The sequence below is a fragment of the Pseudocolwellia antarctica genome (assembly GCF_049933045.1).
Taxonomy (GTDB): Bacteria; Pseudomonadota; Gammaproteobacteria; order Enterobacterales; family Alteromonadaceae; genus Pseudocolwellia.
Genome location: NZ_CP187926.1, coordinates 2822961 through 2844093, shown reverse-complemented (window position 1 = coordinate 2844093; position 21133 = coordinate 2822961). Strand labels below are relative to the sequence as shown.

Below are 21133 nucleotides of genomic sequence, written 5' to 3'. Positions count from 1 at the left end.
TATGAATCATTTGATAAAATAAACACTATTCATCATGGTTATACCTTGTAGAAACTATACTTATATGTGTTGTGCATATTCATTACCGCTCTGAAGCATGTATCTTGAACGATAAAGGATATATCTTTTACACTTAATATAGACTTCTAGAAGTAACTAAAAACAATTTAGTTTAGATAAGCTGTCACGTTTAATCAATGCTTATCCCTCTGGTTAAACCTGTCGGACAATGAATGAGTATTATTAGCAATTGTAATGTTAGTTCTATATTTTTATAGCGGAGTGAATTCTAGAAAAAGTCATAGTATATGGCGTTTTTTATTTATCATGATTCGACATTTTTTATTACGTTTTTCCTTAAATTAAGTATCTATTTGAAAGGGGAGAAGTTAATAAGTTTGCTATAATTATTGTTAACAACGTTAAGTTATTTTTTAGTAATGAGAGATTTATGGAATACGACTTTTTACATGATTCATTAACAGGATCTGCAACAGCTAGGTTTTCAATGGAACATGAAATAATGGGGCCATGGCTAGAAGTAGAATTGGGCAAAGATAAAGCTAAATTAACTACATTATTGGAAGTTATAGCCAACCTCGATGAACGAAAAAATAAAGATGTTTTTGTAAACGGTGTTGAATATACACTTATTTTTAGTGAAGATTCTGTTCGTATTATTTCAAATACCAATTTTGAACAAATTGAACATAACTTAGAAAACGTAGAAATTGAAGAAGGCTTGAATACCGACTTTGATAGCTCTGCAGAATGTGGAATTGAAGACTTCAACGAGTTACTCGTTAAGTGGTCAGATTTTATTAAATAACCTGAGTAAGCTTAATATTTATTAGTGTATCAAACAGAAGTTAATAAAGAGTTTGATACACTGTTTAATATAGGGTTCAATAAATAAGTGATTAATCTAACTGCATTTATATCATGATATTTAATACAAGAAGTATATGGTTAATTAAATGGTAGAAAAATAGGGGTATACGAGAAGTTTGTTTTGAATGCAGACTATAAGGTTGTTCGGCTAAAGTATAAGATTAAAGTTACAAGGTTAAGCACATTGAATATTTTCATCGGCATTATTCAATATCTCAATATATTCATCTTCCGTTAATACTAATAAATTAAGTACTTTGTCCTTCAAAAACGTCCAGTCTGGCGTATCTTTTGTGTACCTCTTTTGATGTACAATATTCTCAGCCATTTTTAAAATAGAAAAGTAAAACTTTTGAATACGACTGAAAGGATTATCAATAAAATCCCTTTCATGGTGAGCTAAAATTAATTGGCATATGTCTTTTGGTAAACGCCAAGAACTTGAAACATAATAACCAATAGTCGCGTGATTCGCTTTGTAAGTCGTATCTTCAATCGTGGTAATTGGAATATTTGGAAACTTTAACGCGCGTGCAAAAGTTTTATGATATTCAGGGTGCTTCATTGCCATAATAGGAATGCCACAGTCATGAAATAAGCCTAACGAAAATAATATATCTTTTGAAATAGCTTGTTTTAATGTGTTACCAATTTGAACACACACATTTGCTATGCTTGTCGAGTTTGCCCAAAATTCACCTAAAGCGATGGAGCAATCTTTTTGTTCAAAGGTTTGTTTGATTAAGCTACAAGTAACTAATGTGACTATGCCATCTAAACCTATATATCGAACCGCTTTAGGAATATCGGAAACTGTTCTGGATAAACCATAAACAGGCGAGTTTATGGTTTTTAAAACCGTTGATGATATGGCAACATCTTGCGATATTGTTTTAGCTATAAGGTTTAATTCAGGTTCTTCTCTGGTAATTAAATCTTGTAGTTCTTGAAGTAATTTAGGTTGAGCAGGTATTGAGAAACCACGTTCTATATCCTCAATTACTTTTTCATCAATATGCAACATAAGTCTTTAATATTATTTAGGTGATAACTACAATCCATATATAAAACATGGCGTTATTTCTTCCATTATATTTTTACAACTATCCCTTAGTTTTATATTCTTTTCAATAACTGATTAACATTTGTAGACGTTGTTCATTTTCTGCTTTACTTTAAATAAGACTAAAGCAGAACAAAATCACTTGATATCAAACTAACTACTTATGATCTTTGATATAAATATTTAACGGCAATTAAATGTTCTTATTATTGATTTACTCTAGGTTTTAACCGGGTGCCATAGCAAGTATTGAATGTATCTCAATGGTTTGAGAGTATTTAATAAAACCTTTTTCAGCTTGAGTTCTCGCCAAAACCGCCATTCTATCAGATAGTTCATTACCTTCAATATTTGCATGACCTTTTACATGGGAAATGGTCACGTTATTTTTTATCTTTTCATGAAGCGCGTAACAGCTTTTTATGATTTCTAAATTCTTTATTTCTTCGCCTTTTCCTCTCGTCCAGCCTTTGTTCTTCCAACCTTTTGCCCATTTGGTAATGCAATCAATTGAATACTTAGAATCAGAGAGTATTTGCACTGAGTGCTCTAGTTGGATGTAGGTGGCAGCCATTTTTAATGCTTCATGTAAGGCATGTAATTCAGCGGTATTGTTAGTACCATTTTTCTCATACAAACCATACCAAAGCTCAATTACTTGCTCTTTTTCATATATAGCAACACCTGAGCCTGATTTACCAGGGTTAGGTGAACATGCTCCATCGCAATATATATTGTAATCAGCAAAGTTAAGTGAGCTTTTAGTGCTTTTTACTGGCGAAGATTTAGCAACAGGTGCTGGCTTTGAGCTTGCACTATCACCTTTGGCTAAAGAACGTTTCATTAAAGCTCTAGTATATGTTTCTTTAAATGCTGCATCGGCTTCTGACTTAGATGCAAACCCCATATACTGAGCATCATTCATTCCTGCAACTAATGATTGCACTGTACTCCAAGTGTCAAAAACACCTGTTTGTTTACCTTTCCAAATAACGTAATGTTTTTTACTCATTTATTTATACTTCTTATTTGAAACGGTTTGAGGTTGGTTTAGTTTTTTTAGTGCTAATACAACTAAAACAATACCAGCGATAAAAAATGGGATACTTAACATTTGACCTGTGTTCAAAATAAACTCTGAACTATAAGCCGCTTGCTTTTGTTTTACAGATTCAATTAAAAATCGAGCGGTAAAAGCAAGGATCAAAAATGTGCCTAGTAATAATCCATTAGGAGATTTACTTTTGAACCTTTTATATAAACCAATAAGAGTAATAAATATAAATAAATAAGCGAAGGCTTCATAAAGCTGTGCTGGATGTCGTGGAACGTTATCTATTCGAGCGAAAATAACCGCCCAAGGCACATTGGTTTGAACACCTAATATTTCTGAATTAATGAAATTAGCGAAACGAACAAAAACACCAAATAATGCTGTACCTATTGCTAATCTATCTAAAATCCATAAATAACTAACTTTGTATTTTTTTACATATAAACCAATAGCAAGAATAACACCTAACCCACCGCCATGGCTGGCTAATCCACCTTCCCATATTGCGAGTATTTTCATTGGGTTGGCGAAGTAATAGCTAGGGTCGTAGAAAAAACAGTGACCTAATCTAGCGCCAACAATGATACCAACAACAACATAACCTAATAGAGTATCTAAAGTATCAAGCTCTATGTTTTCTGTTTTATAAATCCATTTCATGACTTGTAAACCAGAAAGTATAGCGGCAGAAAATAATACGCCATACCAGTGAATTTTTATTGCGCCGAAAGAGACCAATACCGGATCAATATTCCAAATTAAATGTTCCAAAGAGAGTTCCTACTAAGAGAATTAATACTGATGAAATTAAGTTAGTTTCATCAAAGAAAGGAGATAGTGCCATCATAAATTTGAAGGCAGAGATTATCAAGCCGAAGTTAATGATACTTGGTTTTAGTTATAAGTGCTGTATTAACTATACTAACGTTTATATTCGTATTTCTCCTTGGTTTAATCGTTATTTAGTCCTATTATATAAAGTAGTTGTTATTCTTATCTTATTGTCTAGTTTTTGTATTTTAATCGCATACTAGGTCAGTTTAAGCTTGAAGCAAATAAAAGGATTTTATGTTTTTGAAAGTTTTAGGTGAGCACTGATGATAGAACGCTCAATTAAAGAGACCTTACTCTTATACTTCACTTCTTCCGGTGCATTTGTCATCGTCTTATTAATGCTAGTTCGAGTTTACCAAGAAGATTGGTACACCGTTGCATTAGACCTCTTGATTGTTCTCACTTTTATTTCTCTTTTTGTTTATGTCTATAAAACAAGAAATGTAGGAAAAGCTGGAGAGTTTCTCGCTATATTTATGTTGTTGTCAGTTGTCACTTTGCTTTGGATGAAAGGACCCATGCAAATTTACTGGGAATATCCAGTTATTATTGCCTGCTATTATCTATTGCCCATAAGGCTTGCTGTTATTTTAAGTACTTTGTTTCTGATTATTGCAAGTGCTATTACATTCACTCATCTGTCGATATTCCACTTCTGTAGTATCACCGCTACATTACTTACGGCAAATATGTTTTCTTATTTTGCGGCTCGTAATATTAGTGAAAAACACAGTTCATTAATTAAAAGTGAACGTTGGGGACGCCTGCGAAACAAAACATTAGAGATGATTGTTGGCTCACATCCACTGTCTCATGTTTTAGAATTTATTGTTAAAAGTGTCGAGCAAGAAAACTCAAATGTTTATTGTGGTATCTCGCTTTTTGATAAATCAGGGAAGTTTTTAATGGTGGGAGCGGCACCTAATTTGCCTGCTGGAATGGTAGAACAAATACATAATTCTGAGATTGGTCCCGAGAGTTCGACTTGCGGAACTGCCGCTTTCTATGGAAAAAGAATTATTGTTGAAGATATTAGTCAAGATCACCGTTTAAGTGGAATGATCAATATGGCTGATGAAGCAGGCTTAAAAGCTTGCTGGGCTGAACCTGTTATAAGCTCTAAAGGCGAAGTTATTGGTGTGTTTGGTATTTATCACCGTATAGAATATAAACCTACAGATCAGGACTTTTTCTTAGTTGAGCAATTTGCCCATTTAGCTAGTGTTTCCATTGAAAGAGAGAAAAATAGTTTACTTATTTGGAAACAAGCGAACTTTGACAGCCTAACTGGTTTACCTAATAGGAATATGATGCGTGGACATTTAACGCAACTTATTGCTCGAGCAAATCGTGATAATGAAAAGCTCGCTATCGCTTTTTTAGATTTAGATCATTTTAAAGATGTTAATGATACTTTAGGTCATCATATTGGTGACGCCTTACTTAAAGAAACAGCTAAACGAATCAAGCAAAGTATTCGTAAAAACGACATTGTGGCAAGGTTGGGTGGTGATGAGTTTGTTATTATTATGTCTAACCTCAAAGATTATAATTGTGTAGAAGTTGTTGCTGAGCAATTACTTAGTTCAATCGCTTTACCTTACTATTTGTTAAATGAAGTGGTTCATAGTGCAGTAAGTATTGGGATAACCATTTATCCTGATGATGGAACTGAAATAGATGATCTCCTACAAAATGCAGATCAAGCTATGTATGGCGCAAAAAGTTTAGGACGAAATACCTATCATTATTTCACTCAATCTATGCGAAATAGAGCTGTTGCTAGAATGCAATTGATTCAGGACTTGCGAAATGCTATTGCGCGCGAAGAATTCTTTGTGGTTTACCAACCTATTATTAACTTACAAACTAATGTGGTTTATAAAGCGGAAGCCTTAGTTCGTTGGGAACATCCTACTAGAGGTATTGTTAGCCCATTTGACTTTATTGCCTTAGCTGAAGAAACCGGGTTAATTATTGAAATTAGTGATTTTGTATTTAATCAGGTTTTACATGATGTGAAGCAATGGAGAAAAATCATTCACCCTGATTTTCAAGTCAGTATTAATACCTCACCAATACAATACAAAATGAATACGGGCAACATTACACAATGGATGGATACTTTAGTAAATGGTAAGCACTCAAATGAATCTGTGGCTTTTGAAATAACAGAGAATCTTTTGATGGAGAATAAAAAAGGCGTAGCCGATATTTTACAACAAGTTAAAGAATCGGGTATTCCTATTTCTATTGATGATTTTGGTACCGGTTATTCATCACTTTCTTATCTAAAAAATTACGACACAGACTTTTTAAAAATAGATAAAAGCTTTGTTCAGAAAATGTCATTAGACAGTAAAGATTTAGCTTTATGTGAAGCTATGGTTGTTATGGCGAAAAAGTTAAACATTAAAGTGATCGCCGAAGGTATAGAAACCAAAGAGCAACAAGATATGTTAAGTAGTATTGATTGTGATTATGGGCAAGGCTATTATTTCTCTGTACCTATAAGAAAAACTGAATTCGAAAGCTTTCTATCTAACTCTTTAGAAAAAATAATATAGCAATTATCTTCTAAAATTTACGCTTCTTATATGCTTGGGTAGCTGCTTTTTTTGAGCCTCAGGCATATAGAGTTAATAACCTGCGCGTTTCCAAAATTTAGCATCTAAAATTTTATTAGGTTCATTAATAAAGAACGTTTTATCTGCAATTATTTTTTCATCACATTCTATTGTCATACGCCAATCACCTATTTTATTCTCTAATGGTTCCCATAAAGTATCACCTAGATAAAAGTGCCAGTTATTATCTTTAATATAAACGTCACCTGTAAAAGGGGGCATAACCTCTCCGTTATCGTCCGGTATATTTGGATGATAAATACAGTAGGTTATCTTTTTACCTTTGCCTTTCTTTATATTAATAATAAAACCAAATTCAATATCGGTTTTGGCAGATACATTTAAAGTGAATTCGATGACTTTAGGTAGCTCTTTATCAGACTGATCCCATTTGTCGTAAATACCAAAACTGATAATAGTGTGTTGGATTTTTGTTTTAGCCATAAATAATCTAGAGAGCCATTAATAGATGAGTGTGCGAGATAGGAACATATTTTAGCGAGTCTTGAGATAAAAATCTTCAGGTTTCAGTAAAAGTATCGGGGCATTGTAAATTGAAAAGCTTTCTATATTCACTTGTACGTACTAAAACTCATTATTAATACGTACAAGTAGGTGAATAGGCAGCTATAAATATGTTAGTTGACCTGAACTCGGATTAAGATTTCCCTAATCCATTGGAATTATTGCTAATAAAATCTAACGATGAAGCAAATAAAAATAGCTGCTAGAGAATAATATATGAAACCGAGCTCTGGTTATTTGGGTCTAACCTTATTCATCAGCGCTTGAATACTCAATATCGAAGAAGCTTTCCATATTTCATTTAAATCAATGGGTAGCTTCTGACGCCAGTTAGGATGTTCATCTATTGTGCCAGGAATATTTACTTGCTCAATAAGCTCTAAACCATCTTCTATTGGTATTAATTGTATATGACTTGGTGAAAGCGCTATGTATTTTTGAACAGCAAGGTTAAGTGCTGAGTTAGATATTTCTAATGTTTCGTTGTTAATATCATCATCAGATAATGTCCCTTCATCTTTAAGCGCTGAGATCAAAAAATGGCGATCTTTTATTCTGTCTTTTTGCTCTTGCGCTTTTAATTCGTCATTTGGATATAAGTCTAGCTCTCTACGCCAAGTTAAATCGCGACTTGCCCACCAGCCCACCAAAGTAGGTACGTCATGAGTTGAAACGGTAGCAATTGATTGACTCGGATATAATTCAGGGCGTTTAAATAAGCCTGTTTCCCACCAACGTTCAAAATATAAAACCTTGTAAGAAAGCAGTCCAGATTTAGCGATAATGTCACTAAAACCTTCAGGTACAGTACCTAAATCTTCTCCGATAACAACACAACGAGATCGGCGAGATTCTAACGCGATAATACTTAAAATATCATCAAGAGGGAACGTAATATAAATACCTTCATGAGCTCCCATTCCAGGAGCAACCCAGTACTGACGTAACAGACCTAAAATATGATCTATACGTAAAGCTCCTGCATATTTCATATTACAGCGTATGGCTTTTATTAAAGGAAGGTAACCTTGATCTTTTAGCATTACAGGGTTCATGGGAGTTAAGCCCCAATTTTGACCTAAGGTATTCATTGCATCAGGTGGCGCGCCAACGGCTGCTCCAGAAACATACACGTCTTGATTTGACCAAACATCAACGCCTGAACCATCACAACCAACAGCCAAATCTAAATATAACCCTAAAGGCATATTGTGAGTTGCTGTTAAGTTAGCTGCTTTGGTTAATTGCTCATGAGCTAACCATTGTAAATACATAAAGTATTGAATACGTTTTTCGTGAGACTTTTGAAAAGTTTTAATATGATCAGTGTTAGGTGATTGATATTCTTTTGGCCATAATTTCCAATCATAAATTGAAGCATCCTTACCTCTGAAATGCTCATACAATGCTTCAAACGTTGCTAATGTATATAAGTCTTCACCTTGCTCTTCGATAAAACGAGCAAACTCTTGTGTGCATTTACTTTCATCAACCAGTGAGTCTGTTGAGATAAAATCATCAAATAATATCTCTAATAATTCATACTTTAGTTTAGCAACAAGAGGGTAGTTAACTAAGTCGCAAGTCTTAGCTAAGGCTAACGCTGATTGAAAAGCTTTACTGTTAAATGTATCACTAGCATTTTGACAAGTTGAAAAGTTATGAGTCGCACGAACATCAATATAAAGTACATTAAGAAAACAACGGCTAGTAGGAGAATAAGGGCTAATGTGTTCAGGGTTGTTTTGATATAAAGGGTGTAAAGGATTCAGACCAACTGTTGAAGCACCTTGTTTAGCCGTATTAATTATAATGTTATTTAAATCGCTAAAGTCGCCCATCCCGAAGTTATCTTCACTTCGTATTGAATAAAGCTGAGTGGTGTAACCCCATACTTTTTTACTGTGAGCTTCTTTAGCACTAAAGCAAGTGGCTGGCGCCATAATTAAGTTACATTGAGATTCTGTGCTATTTATTGTTACTGATAGTTGATGATACCCTTCAGTTAAATCAGGCAGATTAAGTTTGTATTGAGTAAAATCTTCATTATCTAGCTTTAACGTTTTTATGATCGCTAAGCTATCAAGTGCAAGGTTAGCTTCAATCACATCACCTTGTTCGGTTTTAACGATATATTTTATTGATTTCACATCATCTGAACGAGCTAAGCTTATAGGTACATAAGGGTTTGTAGCTGTGCTTTTAATGATATGTGTTGCTGGTAAAGTGTTACGCCATTGTTTTTCTTCTAAAGCAGTAATTTGCTCTGCTAAACGCTCTTCATTACTTAAGTCATATCCCATTGCATTTAATAACGCTTCAAGAGCTTCCTGCTTAGGTGTTTGTTTAACACCAAAACTATTTACATAGCTTTTATGAAAGCCAACAAGATCTGCTAATTTTTCTATAGATGGGGAGACTTTATTCATACTTACTCTCTATATTCAGGGTAAAGTTCAGGGAAAAACGATAATTTAATGGTGAACAAATAATATATGTTGAAGTTAACGTTACAGGAGAGCCTTAGTTGATAAAGCAATGGTATGTGTCATTATTTATAACATACTCTGAGCAAAGTTTTGTACTGTAAAATATAAAATTATGTGATTAATTATCTTAATATAGACATATATTTTATTCTTTGCTCGAGCAAAGTTCGAATGTTCCACATATTATCTACATTAACTGTATTTATACTTTAAGGTTTCAACAAAATTATAGTTATGACGGTTTTTTTACCTTACCTTGTTTTAATTATTAAGGTAGCCATATATCTATAGAGTTAAGTTGTTAAAATTAAAATAAACAAAGGAATTTTTATGAATAAGACAGTTGTCATTACCGGCGCTAATCGAGGTATTGGTTTAGCTATGACTAAGCTTTTTAAGTCAGCAGGTCATATTGTATATGGCGTATGCAGAAATACTTCTCCAGAATTAGAACAATTAGGCATTCATGTCGTGACTGATGTAGATGTAGCTACTCCCGAAGGTATTAACAATATGAAAAGTGCATTAAATGGTGTAGCCATTGATGTGCTCGTTTGTAATGCAGGAATTTTACGTGATGAAAGCTTATCTGACTTAAATTTAGACACTATCAGAGAGCAATTTGAAGTCAATGCTATAGCTCCACTTAATATTGTTGATACCTTACAAAGTAACTTAACTGAAGGAAGTAAAGTTGCGATGATAACTTCTCGAATGGGATCTATTACAGATAACGGATCTGGAGGTCGCTACGGTTATAGAATGTCTAAAGCTGCATTAAATGCGGCGGCTATGTCGTTAAGTAAGGATTTATATGCTCAAAACATTTCCGTTGGCATTTATCATCCAGGTTATGTTCAAACAGATATGGTTAATAATAATGGTGATATTTCGGCAAATGAAGCCGCAAGTCGAATTATTGGTTTAATCGATTCATTATCATTAAAAGAAACAGGCGTTTTCAAACACTCTAATGGTGAAACGCTTCCATGGTAGATGCCGTCTCTAATAAGAAGGCTCATGACAAAGGGAATGAAAAAGCCAACGCTAATCTGCCCTATATTAAAATATGGAAAACGGTGCAGACTATCCCTTATGGCAGTGTTGCTTGCTACGGACAAATAGCTGACTTAGCAGGATTGCCTGGACGAGCTAGGCTCGTAGGTAAAGCTTTAGGCAAAGTGCCTAAAGAGGGTTGGAATAACCAAGCTGTACCATGGTTTAGAGTTATAAACTCTCAAGGTAAAATATCATTTGCTCCAGGAAGTGATGCTTTTATTCGACAAAAAGGTTTGCTGCAAGATGAGCAAGTTGTTGTTATTGGTAGTAGAGTAAAGCTTGCAGAGTTTCAATGGACACCTGATTTAGCCGAGCTATTGTTTAAATTAGAGTTTTAGCTGGCGCTTACATCAATTTATTCATAAAAACTTTTCAAAAGAGCTACAGGTTAGCTGCTTTTACGTCACTATGTTTCGCTTATTTATAAGGTTTAAGATGACTGATTTACCACAAGGCATTCATGTTTCAGGCAAAGGACCTACTGTTATTTTACTGCATAGTTCATTAAGTAGTTCAAAGCAGTGGATGACGTTAGTACAAGATTTAAAGAATGACTTTACCGTGATTAATATTGATATTTTAGGTTACGGATCGGTGGGAGATGCAGAAACACTTAAATCTCTTGAATACTACAGAGCATCTTTTGAAATGGACCGTATTCACCAAGCATTGCAATATTTGCATATTGAAGATCAGCCCTATCATATTGTTGGTCATTCTTTTGGTGGCGCTTTAGGTTTGAAGCTAGCGGTAGAAGCACCAGAAAAAGTGCTTTCCTTATCTTTATATGAACCCGTCGCTTTTCATTTAATAGAAGAAAACACGGAAGCTAAAGATATTCTGACCGATCTATTTAAGAGAGTTAGCGTTGATGATTTATTTATTGCCGCTGAAGAGTTCATGGATTACTGGAATATGAAGGGTTTTTTCAAGAGCTTACCTGCTCGTGTTCAACAAGGTGCAGCCCATGAAATGAAAAAAGTGAATTTAGACTCTATCGCCTTAATTTCTGAAACTTATGGGGCAAATGAAATAAATAAGATAACAGCTCCCGCTATGATCATGACAGGTAGCCACAGCCCTATGTTAAGTAAAGTACTAGCCGAAATTATTATTAACGCTTTAGATAATGTTACTCAAGAAGTGTTTGAAGCAGGGCATATGGGTGTAATTTCTCATGCACCTATTGTTCAGCCCAAAATAGCTGAATTTATAAAAGCACATCATACGACGAACTAGTCGAAGTATAAGTTTAACAAAAATGCTTAAAATTGTAGATATTCAAGGTAAAAAAAGCCCAGCTATAAGCTGGGCAAAAAACATAAGGGGGAATTACATGAAGTTAACTATTAAGAGGCATTATCCTCCGTATTGTTTACAACACGTTGTACCTGACTTTTACCATTAATCGCTATTTTTCTTGGTTTAAGTGCTTCAGGTATTTCTCTTTCTAAATCTATATGTAAAAGTCCGTGCTCCATAGCGGCACCAATAACTTTTACGTGATCACCAAGTTGAAACTTTCGTTCGAAATTTCGTTCTGCAATGCCTTGATGCAAGAATTTTCGTTCAACTTTGTTTGCTTCAGGTATTTTTGTCCCTGTAACAATTAATGTGTTTTCTTTAGATTCAATATCTAATTCGTCTTCAGAAAAACCAGCAATTGCCATGGTTATTCTGTATTTGTCTTCTTCAAGAAGTTCAACATTGTAAGGGGGATAAGACGATTGTTTATCAGCTCTAGATGCTTTGTCTATTAAACCAGCTAAGTGGTCAAAACCAATAAATGAACGGTAAAGTGGGCTAAAATCTGTAGATGTACGCATAATATTCATATCCTATATTTAGCTAGCAATATGCTGTATTCGTTAAAAAGAATTATTTTGTAAAAATCTATAAAGTTAAAGCCAATAAATATTGCGAATTAACGATTTAAAAATAATTTAATTTTCGAATTATTGTGCCTTTCAAAATGAACAGGCAGTTAATGTAGACCCTATCGGCGACTACACTATAAGAGATGGGATTGAAGTATTACTTTTCAAGAAAAAAACCAAATAAATTTTACGTTTTATTTGGTTTTTATTTTATCTTATTGATATTTATCGTTTTATTTTTAATTTGAAATCACTGTGTTTCTGATGTTTGGCTGCTCAATAATGTAATTTTTTCTAATGCAGTTTTATAATCTGGATGATTTGAAATGTTAGATACTAGTTCTTTATATACAACTTTTTGCTCAGAGTTAATAATAAAAATAGCACGAGTTAATAACCCCATATCTTTTATTAATAATCCATATTTAGCACCAAAATCTCTCCACACAGAATCAGATAAAACTTGAATGTTATTAATGTTTTCAGTTGTGCAAAAGCGTTTTTGAGCAAAAGGCAAATCATTACTGATTGTTATAAATACCGTGTTGTCAGGTAAGGCTGCAACTTTTTCATTAAACGTTTTTGTTTGTATAGAACAAACGCCTGTATCTAAACTAGGTACTACAGATATTAAAATATTTTTACCTGAAAAACGTTCAAAAGTGACAGGTGAAAAGCTTTCATCAACCACTTTAAAGTTTGGTGCTGTATCTCCAATATTGATTTGTTGACCCAGTAAAGTAACAAATTTCTCTCCAGCTTTAACTAAGCTGCTATTTTCAGGAAGGTTAGTCTCTTGGGCAGAAATGAAAGGTGAAGATGTTAGTAGAATAAAGCTGATTAATGTAATTAATTTCATTGTATAATGTTGTAAAATGAAGATAGTTTATGTGAGTTTACCTGTTTTTTTTGTAAAATATCAGCAGTCTTCATTTTTATTACCTATTGTTAATAGGTGATTTGTTGTTTTAATGATTTACCTTTTACCCGTTTGAGTCAATTTAGGAAATAAGTGTGTATGTCAACTCCGTTATTAATATGTGACGATTCAAATATGGCGCGTAAGCAAGTCGCGCGATCTTTACCAGACGGCTGGGATGTCGATATTAGTTTTGCTACTAATGGCTTTGAAGGAATAGAAGCCATTAAAGCAGGGAAAGGCGATGTATTATTATTAGATTTAAATATGCCTGGAATGGATGGTTATGAAGTATTACAAGCCATTGTTGAACAAGATCTTCCTACCTTAGTTATTGTTATTTCTGGTGATATACAGCCCGCAGCTCATAAAAGAGTTACAAGTTTAGGTGCTTTAGATTTTATTCGTAAACCTGTAAGTAAAGACAAGCTAACTCAAATACTTTCGGCTTATGGTATTTATACAGCCTCTCAAGTTGAAGAAAAACCTGAACCCATTATTGAAGCACTATCAGATAAAATTGATCTACCGCCTGTTACTGTCGCTCAAATTGATAAGAAGACACCTATTAAGAAAAATCAGATCGACTTTATCGAATCTGATCTTAGAGATTGTTATCAAGAAATTGCGAATGTTGCCATGGGGCGAGCAGGGGACTTACTTGCACGCTTATTAGATGTATTCGTTGTATTGCCTATTCCTAATGTTAACTTGATTGAAGTTAGCGAATTAAGTATGGCTTTATCTGCTGTTGAAGTGAATGAAAGTACGTCAGGTATTTGCCAAGGTTTCATTGGCGCAGGTATATCAGGTGAAGCATTATTAATTCTTAATGATTCAAGCTTTAAAGATATAGCGACATTAATGAATTACAAACAGAAGTTAGACGAAAACTCTGAACTTGAATTGTTAATGGATATGGCCAACGTATTAATTGGTGCATGTTTAAGTGGTGTTTCAGAGCAACTTGATATGAACTTTAGCCAAGGGCATCCTGTTGTGCTTGGACAACACCGTAAAATTTCTGAATTAATTGCTACAAACTCTTCGCGCTGGCGTCGTACTTTAGCGATTGAAATAAGCTACAGCATAGAAGATTATCCGATAAAATGTGATTTGCTATTACTCTTCACAGAAGAATCGATGAAAACACTGAACAATAAAATTTCTTACTTATTGGATTAATTATGTCCCTCGAAACTGAACAAATTAATGAATTACATTGGCTTATGGAAATGCTCCATACGATTGATGTGGGCTTAGTTGTCCTTGACCGTCAGTACAAAATTCAGATCTGGAATGGTTTTATGGAAAACCACAGTGGCTTGTTACCTCGAGAAGTAAAAGATAAAGAGCTTTTTTCATTATTTGATGAAATCCCAAAGGATTGGTTTAAGCGTAAAGCCGAGTCGGTTTTCTTACTTAAGAATAAAGCTTTTACTATTTGGGAACAAAGACCTTACTTATTTAAATTTCAAAACTACAGACCTATCACAGGTTCTGCAGATTACATGTACCAAAATACGACATTCATTCCTTTAATGTCGTCAACAGGTTTGGTGACTCATTTATGTTTATTGATTTACGATGTAACAGATAACGCAATTAACAAGCAAGAACTTGAAAAGCTTAATGGTGAATTAGGCGTTCTAAGCCAAACTGATGGTTTAACTAAACTATTTAATAGAAGTCACTGGGAAGTATGTTTACAAGCTGAATTTAAGCGCTGGACACGTAGTCAGAGTCCAAGCAGCTTGGTGATTTTAGATATTGATCATTTTAAAAATGTAAATGATACCTACGGACATACTGTAGGAGATGATGTAATACGACACCTTGCGGGTTTAATTAGACTGCATGGACGAGAAACTGATATTTCTGGGCGTTATGGTGGTGAAGAGTTTGTGGTTTTATTAGCAGATACACCAATAGAAAATGCACTAATATTTGCTGAAAGATTACGTAAAGAAGTTGCTCAGTCTATCGTTAAACATAATGATATTGATTTAACATATACCATTAGCTTAGGCATTGCAGAGATTAATCCATCGATTAAAACTTATGAAGAGTGGATTGAACATGCAGATACAGCGTTATATCGTTCTAAAGAAACAGGGCGAAATAAAGTAAGCTTGCAAGCAAAAATCTAATCATCAATCTGTTTGTAATAAGCGTCAAATAAACCTTATATTTTATCGAATATAAGGTTTTTTATTTTGAGCTTTTAGAAAAACGACTAACTAAATATATAAGTAATGTTAGTAACGCAAATAGCCATTGGGTGAACTGACCCCATAAAGCGTAAGGTGTTTCTCCCTCAACTAACATTATTTCAGCTCTTAATACTTCCTCAGTAAACTGTGGAATAACATTAATCACTTTACCTGTATGGTCTACTGCCGCCGTAACGCCATTATTGGTTGCTCTAAGTAACGGGCGGCCAAACTCGGCTGCTCGCATTCTAGCAATATCTAAATGCTGATGTGGTCCATGTGAATTACCAAACCAAGAATCATTACTTACCGTTAGTAATATATTTGTTGTTGCTTGAAAGTTTGCTTTTAATTGCGCAGGAAAAGCGATTTCAAAACAAATTAAAGGCAATATATGAATATCGTTGGCTATTAAATTAGGCTGAACATAATCGCCTTCTGAAAAAGATGATTGAGGTAAATTAAACAAAGGCGCGATAGGTCTTAACCATTCTTGAAAAGGAACAAATTCACCTATAGGTAACAAGTGATATTTAGAATATCGATTATCAGCATTATATTCATAGCTTCCTTGTTTATCTGCTTGGTGCTTTTTCCCTAAAGTAATTAAGCTATTAAAGTATTCTTTATTTTTGAAATTGTAATTCAAAATACCTGTAATGATTGTACTGTTTTGTAAAGCCGCAGACTTATCCGCTAACTCTAAAAACTCTTGTGCTAAAGGTTCAACAGCAGTAATGGCTGACTCTGGCCAAATAATAATATCAGCATCATAGTTTACTCGTGTTAAATCTAAGTATTTCAGCATGGTTGGCCATTCTTGATCTGGCTCCCACTTAAGCTCTTGTTTTATATTACCTTGTACTAAAGCTACTTTTACCGTCTTATCGGTTGGAGTGACCCATGCTTTATCATTTAAAACTAAGCTCGCCACCACAAACGAGATTATGATACTGCATGATAAAAGAAGGCTCTTGCGTTGTATTAACTGATGTATAGCAATGCACAAGAGTAATACAATTGAATTTAATCCAAACTCGCCCGTAATAGGAATAAGGCTAGCTAATGGGCTATCTATTTGTGTATAGCCTAAAGACAACCAAGGAAAGCCCGTTAAAAATACACCGCGTAAATACTCAGTGAACAACCAAAAAGCTGAGAACAGCCATAAGTTGGCTTGTTTAGTAGTAGACAGTTTAGCGGATAAATAGCTGGCTAATGCGGGAAACAAGGCTAAGTATAAACACAGCAATATCATCAATAAAACAGATATTACAAGCGGTAGTCCACCAAATTGATCGATAGCTACATGCACCCAACTTATACCACTAGCAAACCAACCAAAGCCGAAGATGAAGCCATGTTTGGTTGCGTTTTTTATGGAACAATCTTTGAGGATGAAAAACCAAAGAGGGATGCTGATAAAGGGCAACCACCATAAAGAAAATGGTGCGTAAGCAAATACTAAACTTAGCCCAGCAATAAAGCTGAGCCAATGATTAGGTGTTATTAGAAAGGTTTTTAAAGATTTGATTAAGGTTGAAAACATGAATGTCCATATGATTATTGCTAATCAGTATTCTTCCCGTTTATTTCATGATCTTTAGCCGTGGTGACCTGAATTGTTTGAATACGACGAGTATTTGCTGCAGTGATTTTAAATTCAAATTCATCAACCGTCACCGTTTCACCTTTTTTAGGCATGTGACCAAATTGATTAAGAATAATTCCGCTGATGGTATCTGCGTTTTCACCGGTAAAATTGGTGTTAAAGTATTGGTTGAAATCATCTAACTCGGTAAGGGCTTTTACTTGATAAACTTGCCCGGCAAGATGCTTGATATCTTCTTCTATAGCATCGTCGGTTTCATCTTCAATTTCACCTACAATAAGCTCTAATATATCTTCAATGGTAACTACACCTGAAACACCACCATATTCATCTACCACAACGGCCATATGATAGCGTTGTGATCTAAATTCTTTTAATAAAGGTTCTACTTTTTTGCTTTCAGGTACCATAATCGAAGGTCTAATAACCGTCGCTATAGTTGATTCGTTGTCTTGGGGCTGAAATGCATGAATTAACAAATCTTTGGCGAGTAGAATACCTTCTATCTTATCAATATCCTCATTAATAACAGGAAATCGAGAATGTCCAGATTCAATTATTTTAGGAATAGATTCTTCAAGAGAATCATTAATATCGAGTGTGATCATTTGTGATCTTGGTATCATGATATCTCGTACACGCATATCAGATACTTCTAAAACACCTTTGATCATTAATCTTGTTTCTGGTCTGATTAACTCTCGATCTTCTGCGTCGTTGAGTACTTCAACTAACTCATCTTTATTTTTCGGCTCCCCTGTAAATACTTGTGCTACTTTTGACCACAATGACTTATTTGAAGAACCGTTACTAGAGTGGGGGTTGTCTTCGCCCATAGAGTTTTACTACATCCTATAATTAATGTTTTAAGTATGAAATCTATACTTCTTGGTAAGGATTGTCTATACCAAGAGTTGATAATAGTTTTATTTCAAGTGATTCCATTTCAACAGCTTCATCTTCTTCTATATGGTCGTAACCCAACAAATGCAAGCATCCGTGAATAACTAAATGAGCCCAATGGTCGAGGTTTTGTTTATTTTGTTCTTTAGCTTCTTGATTAACAACATCAGAGCAAATAACAAGGTCGCCTAATAAGTTAAGATCAATGCCTTCAGGTACTTCAAAAGGAAAAGACAACACGTTAGTCGGCTTCTCTTTTTGACGATATTGATGATTAAGTTCTTGGCTTTCTTGAGACTCAACGAGTCGGATAGTTAATTCAGGATCGTTTTCAAGTGTAGATAATGCGGTTTCTGCCCATAATTGGAGTTGCTCTGTTGAAGGTAGATTTTTTTTCTTCACAGGCAATTTGAACATCTAAAAATACAGCCATTAACTTTGCGCCTTGGCTCTATTTTCAGCGGCAATAGCATCTTTTTCTGCTTTTAAACGATTCATTTTCTTTTCATGAGCATCGTAAGCATCAACTATTCTTCCAACAACTGGGTGTCGTACAACATCTTTTGAATCGAAGAAGTTGAAGCTAACACCTGGAATGTCTTCTAAAACTTCAATTGCATGGCGTAAACCTGACTTCTGACCACGAGGTAAATCTACTTGTGTAATGTCACCTGTGATCACCGCACGGGCATTAAAACCTATACGTGTTAAAAACATTTTCATTTGCTCAACGGTCGTATTCTGACTTTCATCAAGAATAATAAAAGCATCGTTAAGTGTACGTCCACGCATATAAGCAAGAGGAGCAACTTCAATAACGTTGCGTTCTATAAGCTTTTCAACTTTCTCGAAACCTAACATTTCAAATAAAGCGTCATAAAGAGGGCGTAAATAAGGGTCAACCTTTTGTGAAAGATCACCAGGAAGAAAACCTAACTTCTCACCTGCTTCAACAGCAGGGCGAGTAAGTAGAATACGTCTAACTTCTTGTCTTTCCAAAGCTTCAACAGCACAAGCTACAGCTAAATAAGTTTTACCTGTACCAGCAACGCCAACACCAAAACTGATGTCGTTAGTTGTAACGTTATGTACGTAACTTTGCTGGTTCTCATTACGTGGCTTGATCACACCACGTTTTGTTTTAATAGTAATTAACTTATCAAAATTAACATCAAGTTTACTGCTGTTAGGCTCTTGCTCTAAAGCGCTAGAGCCAATGATGGCAAGGTGCACCATTTCATCAGTAATATCTTGTTGCTTGTTTTTAACGGTACTGGTTTCCACATACAAATCTTTTAGTATGTTACTAACTGCTAAACAATTACTTTCTTTACCCACAATTTTAATTTGATTACCACGATAACTTATTTCAACGCCTAAACGTCTTTCAAGTGTTTTTAAATTACCGTCCATAGGTCCGTATAACGAAGCCTGACGAGAATTGTCTTCTGGTTCTAATGTTAGTATGTGGTTGCTATTTGTGCTCAAAGTAACGGTCCAAAAAAAGTTAAGTTTACTATGTGATTAAGGTGTAAAAGTACCTACGCCAATGTCGTTAGTGCTATTTACATCAGTATGTTGTTTAGCATGTTGGTGATGATTGTTTGCAAGAATATCAGCAGGAGAAAGCGCAATACGTAATCCCATGTCTTTTTCTTCTCTTACTAACTCACCACGTAAGGAGTTTGAGTAAACGTCAGTCACTTTAATATCAACAAATTGTCCAATAACATGATGCGGTGCTTCAAAGTTAACAATTCGATTGTTTTCAGTACGACCACGAAGCTCCATAGGATTTTTCTTCGATGGACCTTCAACAAGAATACGTTGTTCAGTACCTAACATTTGACGTGCAATACGTAATGCTTGATTACTGATAGTGTCTTGTAAAAACTGTAAGCGATCTTTCTTTGTTTGATCTGAAACATCGTCAGGTAAATCAGCTGCTGGTGTACCTGGACGAGCGCTATAAATAAAGCTAAAACTTAAATCAAAATCGATATCAGTAATTAATTTCATTGTTGCGTTAAAGTCGTCATCAGTTTCACCAGGGAAACCAATAATAAAATCAGATGACATACAGATTTCAGGACGCGCTTTTTTCAATTTACGTATTTGAGACTTGTATTCTAACGCCGTATGTCCACGCTTCATTTGTACTAAAATTCTATCGCTACCACTTTGTACAGGTAAGTGCAGGTGGCTAACTAACTCAGGCACATCTTTATATACTTCGATAATATCATCAGTAAATTCGATAGGGTGAGATGTTGTGTAACGAATTCTATCAATACCATCTATTGTTGCGATTAAACGTAATAATTCAGAGAAACGGCAAATGCTACCGTCATGAGACTCACCTCGGAAACCATTTACATTTTGTCCTAATAAATTAACTTCACGTACGCCTTGCTCAGCAAGTTGTGCTACTTCATATAGAACATCATCAAGTGGGCGACTAACTTCTTCACCACGAGTATAAGGTACAACACAGAAAGTACAGTATTTACTACAACCTTCCATAATTGATACGAAAGCTGTAGCGCCGTCAGCCTTAGGTTCAGGCAAACGGTCAAATTTTTCTATTTCAGGAAAGCTCACATCAACAACAGGGCTTCTATCGCCTGTTACTTGTTGGATCATTTCAGGCAGTCTATGTAAAGTTTGCGGACCAAAAACCATATCAACATAAGGTGCTCTTTGACGGATAGCGTCACCTTCTTGCGAAGCTACACAGCCACCTACACCAATCACTAAATCAGGATTGGTGACTTTAAGGTTTTTCCAACGACCGAGTTGATGAAATACTTTTTCTTGAGCCTTCTCACGTATTGAACAAGTATTTAATAAAATAACGTCAGCATCCTCAGCTTCGTCTGCTAACTCGTAACCATGAGTTGAATCTAAAAGTTCAGCCATTTTCTGCGAGTCATACTCGTTCATTTGGCAGCCCCATGTTTTGATGTAAAGCTTTTTACTCATTAATACTTGCCTAATATTCAATAGTGATTTTAAAAAAGGAGTCGTATTTTACTCTTTCTTTAGATGAGACGCTAGGGTTGTTATT

General features: G+C 34.7%; 19 protein-coding genes. 7 read left to right on the top strand and 12 right to left on the bottom strand.

Going from position 1 to position 21133, the window contains the following annotated elements; translation table 11 throughout:
- Positions 1–451: 451 nt before the first annotated feature.
- Positions 452–829, top strand: a complete 378-nt coding sequence (locus ACPUVN_RS12290; RefSeq protein ID WP_426360026.1) for a YacL family protein — start codon at positions 452–454, stop codon at positions 827–829.
- 237 nt (positions 830–1066) lie between these two features.
- On the opposite strand, the gene ACPUVN_RS12285 is transcribed toward ACPUVN_RS12290, so the two are convergent.
- The 3 genes from ACPUVN_RS12285 to lgt form a co-directional block, all read right to left on the bottom strand.
- On the bottom strand, positions 1067–1915 hold the full coding sequence (locus ACPUVN_RS12285) for an HDOD domain-containing protein (RefSeq protein WP_426360027.1): 849 nt from the start codon (positions 1913–1915) through the stop codon (positions 1067–1069).
- A gap of 265 nt (positions 1916–2180) precedes the next feature.
- On the bottom strand, positions 2181–2966 hold the full coding sequence (locus ACPUVN_RS12280) for a viroplasmin family protein (protein ID WP_426360028.1): 786 nt from the start codon (positions 2964–2966) through the stop codon (positions 2181–2183).
- Complete coding sequence (gene lgt, locus ACPUVN_RS12275) at positions 2967–3779, bottom strand: prolipoprotein diacylglyceryl transferase (protein ID WP_426360029.1); 813 nt, start codon at positions 3777–3779, stop codon at positions 2967–2969.
- 326 nt (positions 3780–4105) lie between these two features.
- Here lgt and ACPUVN_RS12270 point away from each other — a divergent pair, with 326 nt between their 5' ends.
- Positions 4106–6409, top strand: a complete 2304-nt coding sequence (locus tag ACPUVN_RS12270) for an EAL domain-containing protein (RefSeq protein WP_426360030.1) — start codon at positions 4106–4108, stop codon at positions 6407–6409.
- A gap of 72 nt (positions 6410–6481) precedes the next feature.
- Here the strand turns inward: ACPUVN_RS12270 and ACPUVN_RS12265 are convergent, their stop codons facing one another.
- Both ACPUVN_RS12265 and malQ read right to left on the bottom strand, forming a co-directional pair.
- Entirely contained in the window at positions 6482–6913 is a 432-nt protein-coding gene (locus ACPUVN_RS12265; RefSeq protein ID WP_426369188.1) for a DUF3859 domain-containing protein, read from the bottom strand.
- A 314-nt stretch (positions 6914–7227) separates the two neighbouring features.
- Positions 7228–9423 carry a 4-alpha-glucanotransferase gene (malQ, locus tag ACPUVN_RS12260; RefSeq protein WP_426360032.1) on the bottom strand — a complete coding sequence of 732 codons (2196 nt, stop codon included), beginning with the start codon at positions 9421–9423 and terminating at the stop codon, positions 7228–7230.
- Between the two features lie 390 nt (positions 9424–9813).
- Here malQ and ACPUVN_RS12255 point away from each other — a divergent pair, with 390 nt between their 5' ends.
- The 3 genes from ACPUVN_RS12255 (at position 9814) to ACPUVN_RS12245 (ending at position 11781) form a co-directional block, all read left to right on the top strand.
- The gene (locus ACPUVN_RS12255) at positions 9814–10479 is read left to right on the top strand and encodes an SDR family oxidoreductase (RefSeq protein WP_426360033.1); all 666 of its coding nucleotides are present in this window, start codon (positions 9814–9816) and stop codon (positions 10477–10479) included.
- A complete protein-coding gene (locus ACPUVN_RS12250) occupies positions 10473–10880 on the top strand; it encodes an MGMT family protein (protein WP_426360034.1) in 408 nt (135 codons plus the stop codon). The genes ACPUVN_RS12255 and ACPUVN_RS12250 overlap by 7 nt, the downstream gene beginning before the upstream one ends.
- Before the next feature lie 97 nt (positions 10881–10977).
- Positions 10978–11781: an alpha/beta fold hydrolase gene (locus ACPUVN_RS12245; protein ID WP_426360035.1), complete on the top strand. Its 804-nt coding sequence runs from the start codon at positions 10978–10980 to the stop codon at positions 11779–11781.
- Positions 11782–11891: 110 nt separating this feature from the next.
- Here the strand turns inward: ACPUVN_RS12245 and ACPUVN_RS12240 are convergent, their stop codons facing one another.
- Positions 11892–12368, bottom strand: coding sequence for an Hsp20 family protein (locus ACPUVN_RS12240; protein WP_426360036.1), 477 nt, complete (start codon positions 12366–12368; stop codon positions 11892–11894).
- Between the two features lie 301 nt (positions 12369–12669).
- Positions 12670–13278 carry a thiol peroxidase gene (gene tpx, locus ACPUVN_RS12235; RefSeq protein WP_426360037.1) on the bottom strand — a complete coding sequence of 203 codons (609 nt, stop codon included), beginning with the start codon at positions 13276–13278 and terminating at the stop codon, positions 12670–12672.
- A gap of 159 nt (positions 13279–13437) precedes the next feature.
- On the opposite strand from tpx, the gene ACPUVN_RS12230 reads away from it, so the two are divergent.
- The gene (locus ACPUVN_RS12230; protein WP_426360038.1) at positions 13438–14523 is read left to right on the top strand and encodes a response regulator; all 1086 of its coding nucleotides are present in this window, start codon (positions 13438–13440) and stop codon (positions 14521–14523) included.
- A gap of 2 nt (positions 14524–14525) precedes the next feature.
- Complete coding sequence (locus ACPUVN_RS12225; RefSeq protein WP_426360039.1) at positions 14526–15488, top strand: diguanylate cyclase; 963 nt, start codon at positions 14526–14528, stop codon at positions 15486–15488.
- A gap of 61 nt (positions 15489–15549) precedes the next feature.
- On the opposite strand, the gene lnt is transcribed toward ACPUVN_RS12225, so the two are convergent.
- From lnt to miaB, 5 genes are all read right to left on the bottom strand, one after another.
- Positions 15550–17100, bottom strand: a complete 1551-nt coding sequence (lnt, locus tag ACPUVN_RS12220) for an apolipoprotein N-acyltransferase (RefSeq protein WP_426369187.1) — start codon at positions 17098–17100, stop codon at positions 15550–15552.
- A gap of 20 nt (positions 17101–17120) precedes the next feature.
- Positions 17121–17999, bottom strand: a complete 879-nt coding sequence (locus ACPUVN_RS12215) for an HlyC/CorC family transporter (RefSeq protein ID WP_426360042.1) — start codon at positions 17997–17999, stop codon at positions 17121–17123.
- Between the two features lie 43 nt (positions 18000–18042).
- Positions 18043–18483: an rRNA maturation RNase YbeY gene (gene ybeY / locus ACPUVN_RS12210; RefSeq protein WP_426369186.1), complete on the bottom strand. Its 441-nt coding sequence runs from the start codon at positions 18481–18483 to the stop codon at positions 18043–18045.
- Between the two features lie 15 nt (positions 18484–18498).
- Entirely contained in the window at positions 18499–19479 is a 981-nt protein-coding gene (locus ACPUVN_RS12205) for a PhoH family protein (RefSeq protein ID WP_426370566.1), read from the bottom strand.
- A gap of 111 nt (positions 19480–19590) precedes the next feature.
- Entirely contained in the window at positions 19591–21048 is a 1458-nt protein-coding gene (miaB, locus tag ACPUVN_RS12200) for a tRNA (N6-isopentenyl adenosine(37)-C2)-methylthiotransferase MiaB (protein ID WP_426360044.1), read from the bottom strand.
- Between the last annotated feature and the right edge of the window lie 85 nt (positions 21049–21133).

What these genes read in the sequence shown, in the direction of transcription:
- ACPUVN_RS12290 (WP_426360026.1), top strand. Translation starts at nt 452, where the DNA reads ATGGAATACGACTTTTTACATGATTCATTAACAGGATCTGCAACAGCT.
- ACPUVN_RS12285 (WP_426360027.1), bottom strand. Translation starts at nt 1,915, where the DNA reads ATGTTGCATATTGATGAAAAAGTAATTGAGGATATAGAACGTGGTTTC.
- ACPUVN_RS12280 (WP_426360028.1), bottom strand. Translation starts at nt 2,966, where the DNA reads ATGAGTAAAAAACATTACGTTATTTGGAAAGGTAAACAAACAGGTGTT.
- ACPUVN_RS12270 (WP_426360030.1), top strand. Translation starts at nt 4,106, where the DNA reads ATGATAGAACGCTCAATTAAAGAGACCTTACTCTTATACTTCACTTCT.
- ACPUVN_RS12265 (WP_426369188.1), bottom strand. Translation starts at nt 6,913, where the DNA reads ATGGCTAAAACAAAAATCCAACACACTATTATCAGTTTTGGTATTTAC.
- malQ (WP_426360032.1), bottom strand. Translation starts at nt 9,423, where the DNA reads ATGAATAAAGTCTCCCCATCTATAGAAAAATTAGCAGATCTTGTTGGC.
- ACPUVN_RS12255 (WP_426360033.1), top strand. Translation starts at nt 9,814, where the DNA reads ATGAATAAGACAGTTGTCATTACCGGCGCTAATCGAGGTATTGGTTTA.
- ACPUVN_RS12250 (WP_426360034.1), top strand. Translation starts at nt 10,473, where the DNA reads ATGGTAGATGCCGTCTCTAATAAGAAGGCTCATGACAAAGGGAATGAA.
- ACPUVN_RS12245 (WP_426360035.1), top strand. Translation starts at nt 10,978, where the DNA reads ATGACTGATTTACCACAAGGCATTCATGTTTCAGGCAAAGGACCTACT.
- ACPUVN_RS12240 (WP_426360036.1), bottom strand. Translation starts at nt 12,368, where the DNA reads ATGCGTACATCTACAGATTTTAGCCCACTTTACCGTTCATTTATTGGT.
- tpx (WP_426360037.1), bottom strand. Translation starts at nt 13,278, where the DNA reads ATGAAATTAATTACATTAATCAGCTTTATTCTACTAACATCTTCACCT.
- ACPUVN_RS12230 (WP_426360038.1), top strand. Translation starts at nt 13,438, where the DNA reads ATGTCAACTCCGTTATTAATATGTGACGATTCAAATATGGCGCGTAAG.
- ACPUVN_RS12225 (WP_426360039.1), top strand. Translation starts at nt 14,526, where the DNA reads ATGTCCCTCGAAACTGAACAAATTAATGAATTACATTGGCTTATGGAA.
- lnt (WP_426369187.1), bottom strand. Translation starts at nt 17,100, where the DNA reads ATGTTTTCAACCTTAATCAAATCTTTAAAAACCTTTCTAATAACACCT.
- ACPUVN_RS12215 (WP_426360042.1), bottom strand. Translation starts at nt 17,999, where the DNA reads ATGGGCGAAGACAACCCCCACTCTAGTAACGGTTCTTCAAATAAGTCA.
- ybeY (WP_426369186.1), bottom strand. Translation starts at nt 18,483, where the DNA reads ATGTTCAAATTGCCTGTGAAGAAAAAAAATCTACCTTCAACAGAGCAA.
- ACPUVN_RS12205 (WP_426370566.1), bottom strand. Translation starts at nt 19,479, where the DNA reads ATGGACGGTAATTTAAAAACACTTGAAAGACGTTTAGGCGTTGAAATA.
- miaB (WP_426360044.1), bottom strand. Translation starts at nt 21,048, where the DNA reads ATGAGTAAAAAGCTTTACATCAAAACATGGGGCTGCCAAATGAACGAG.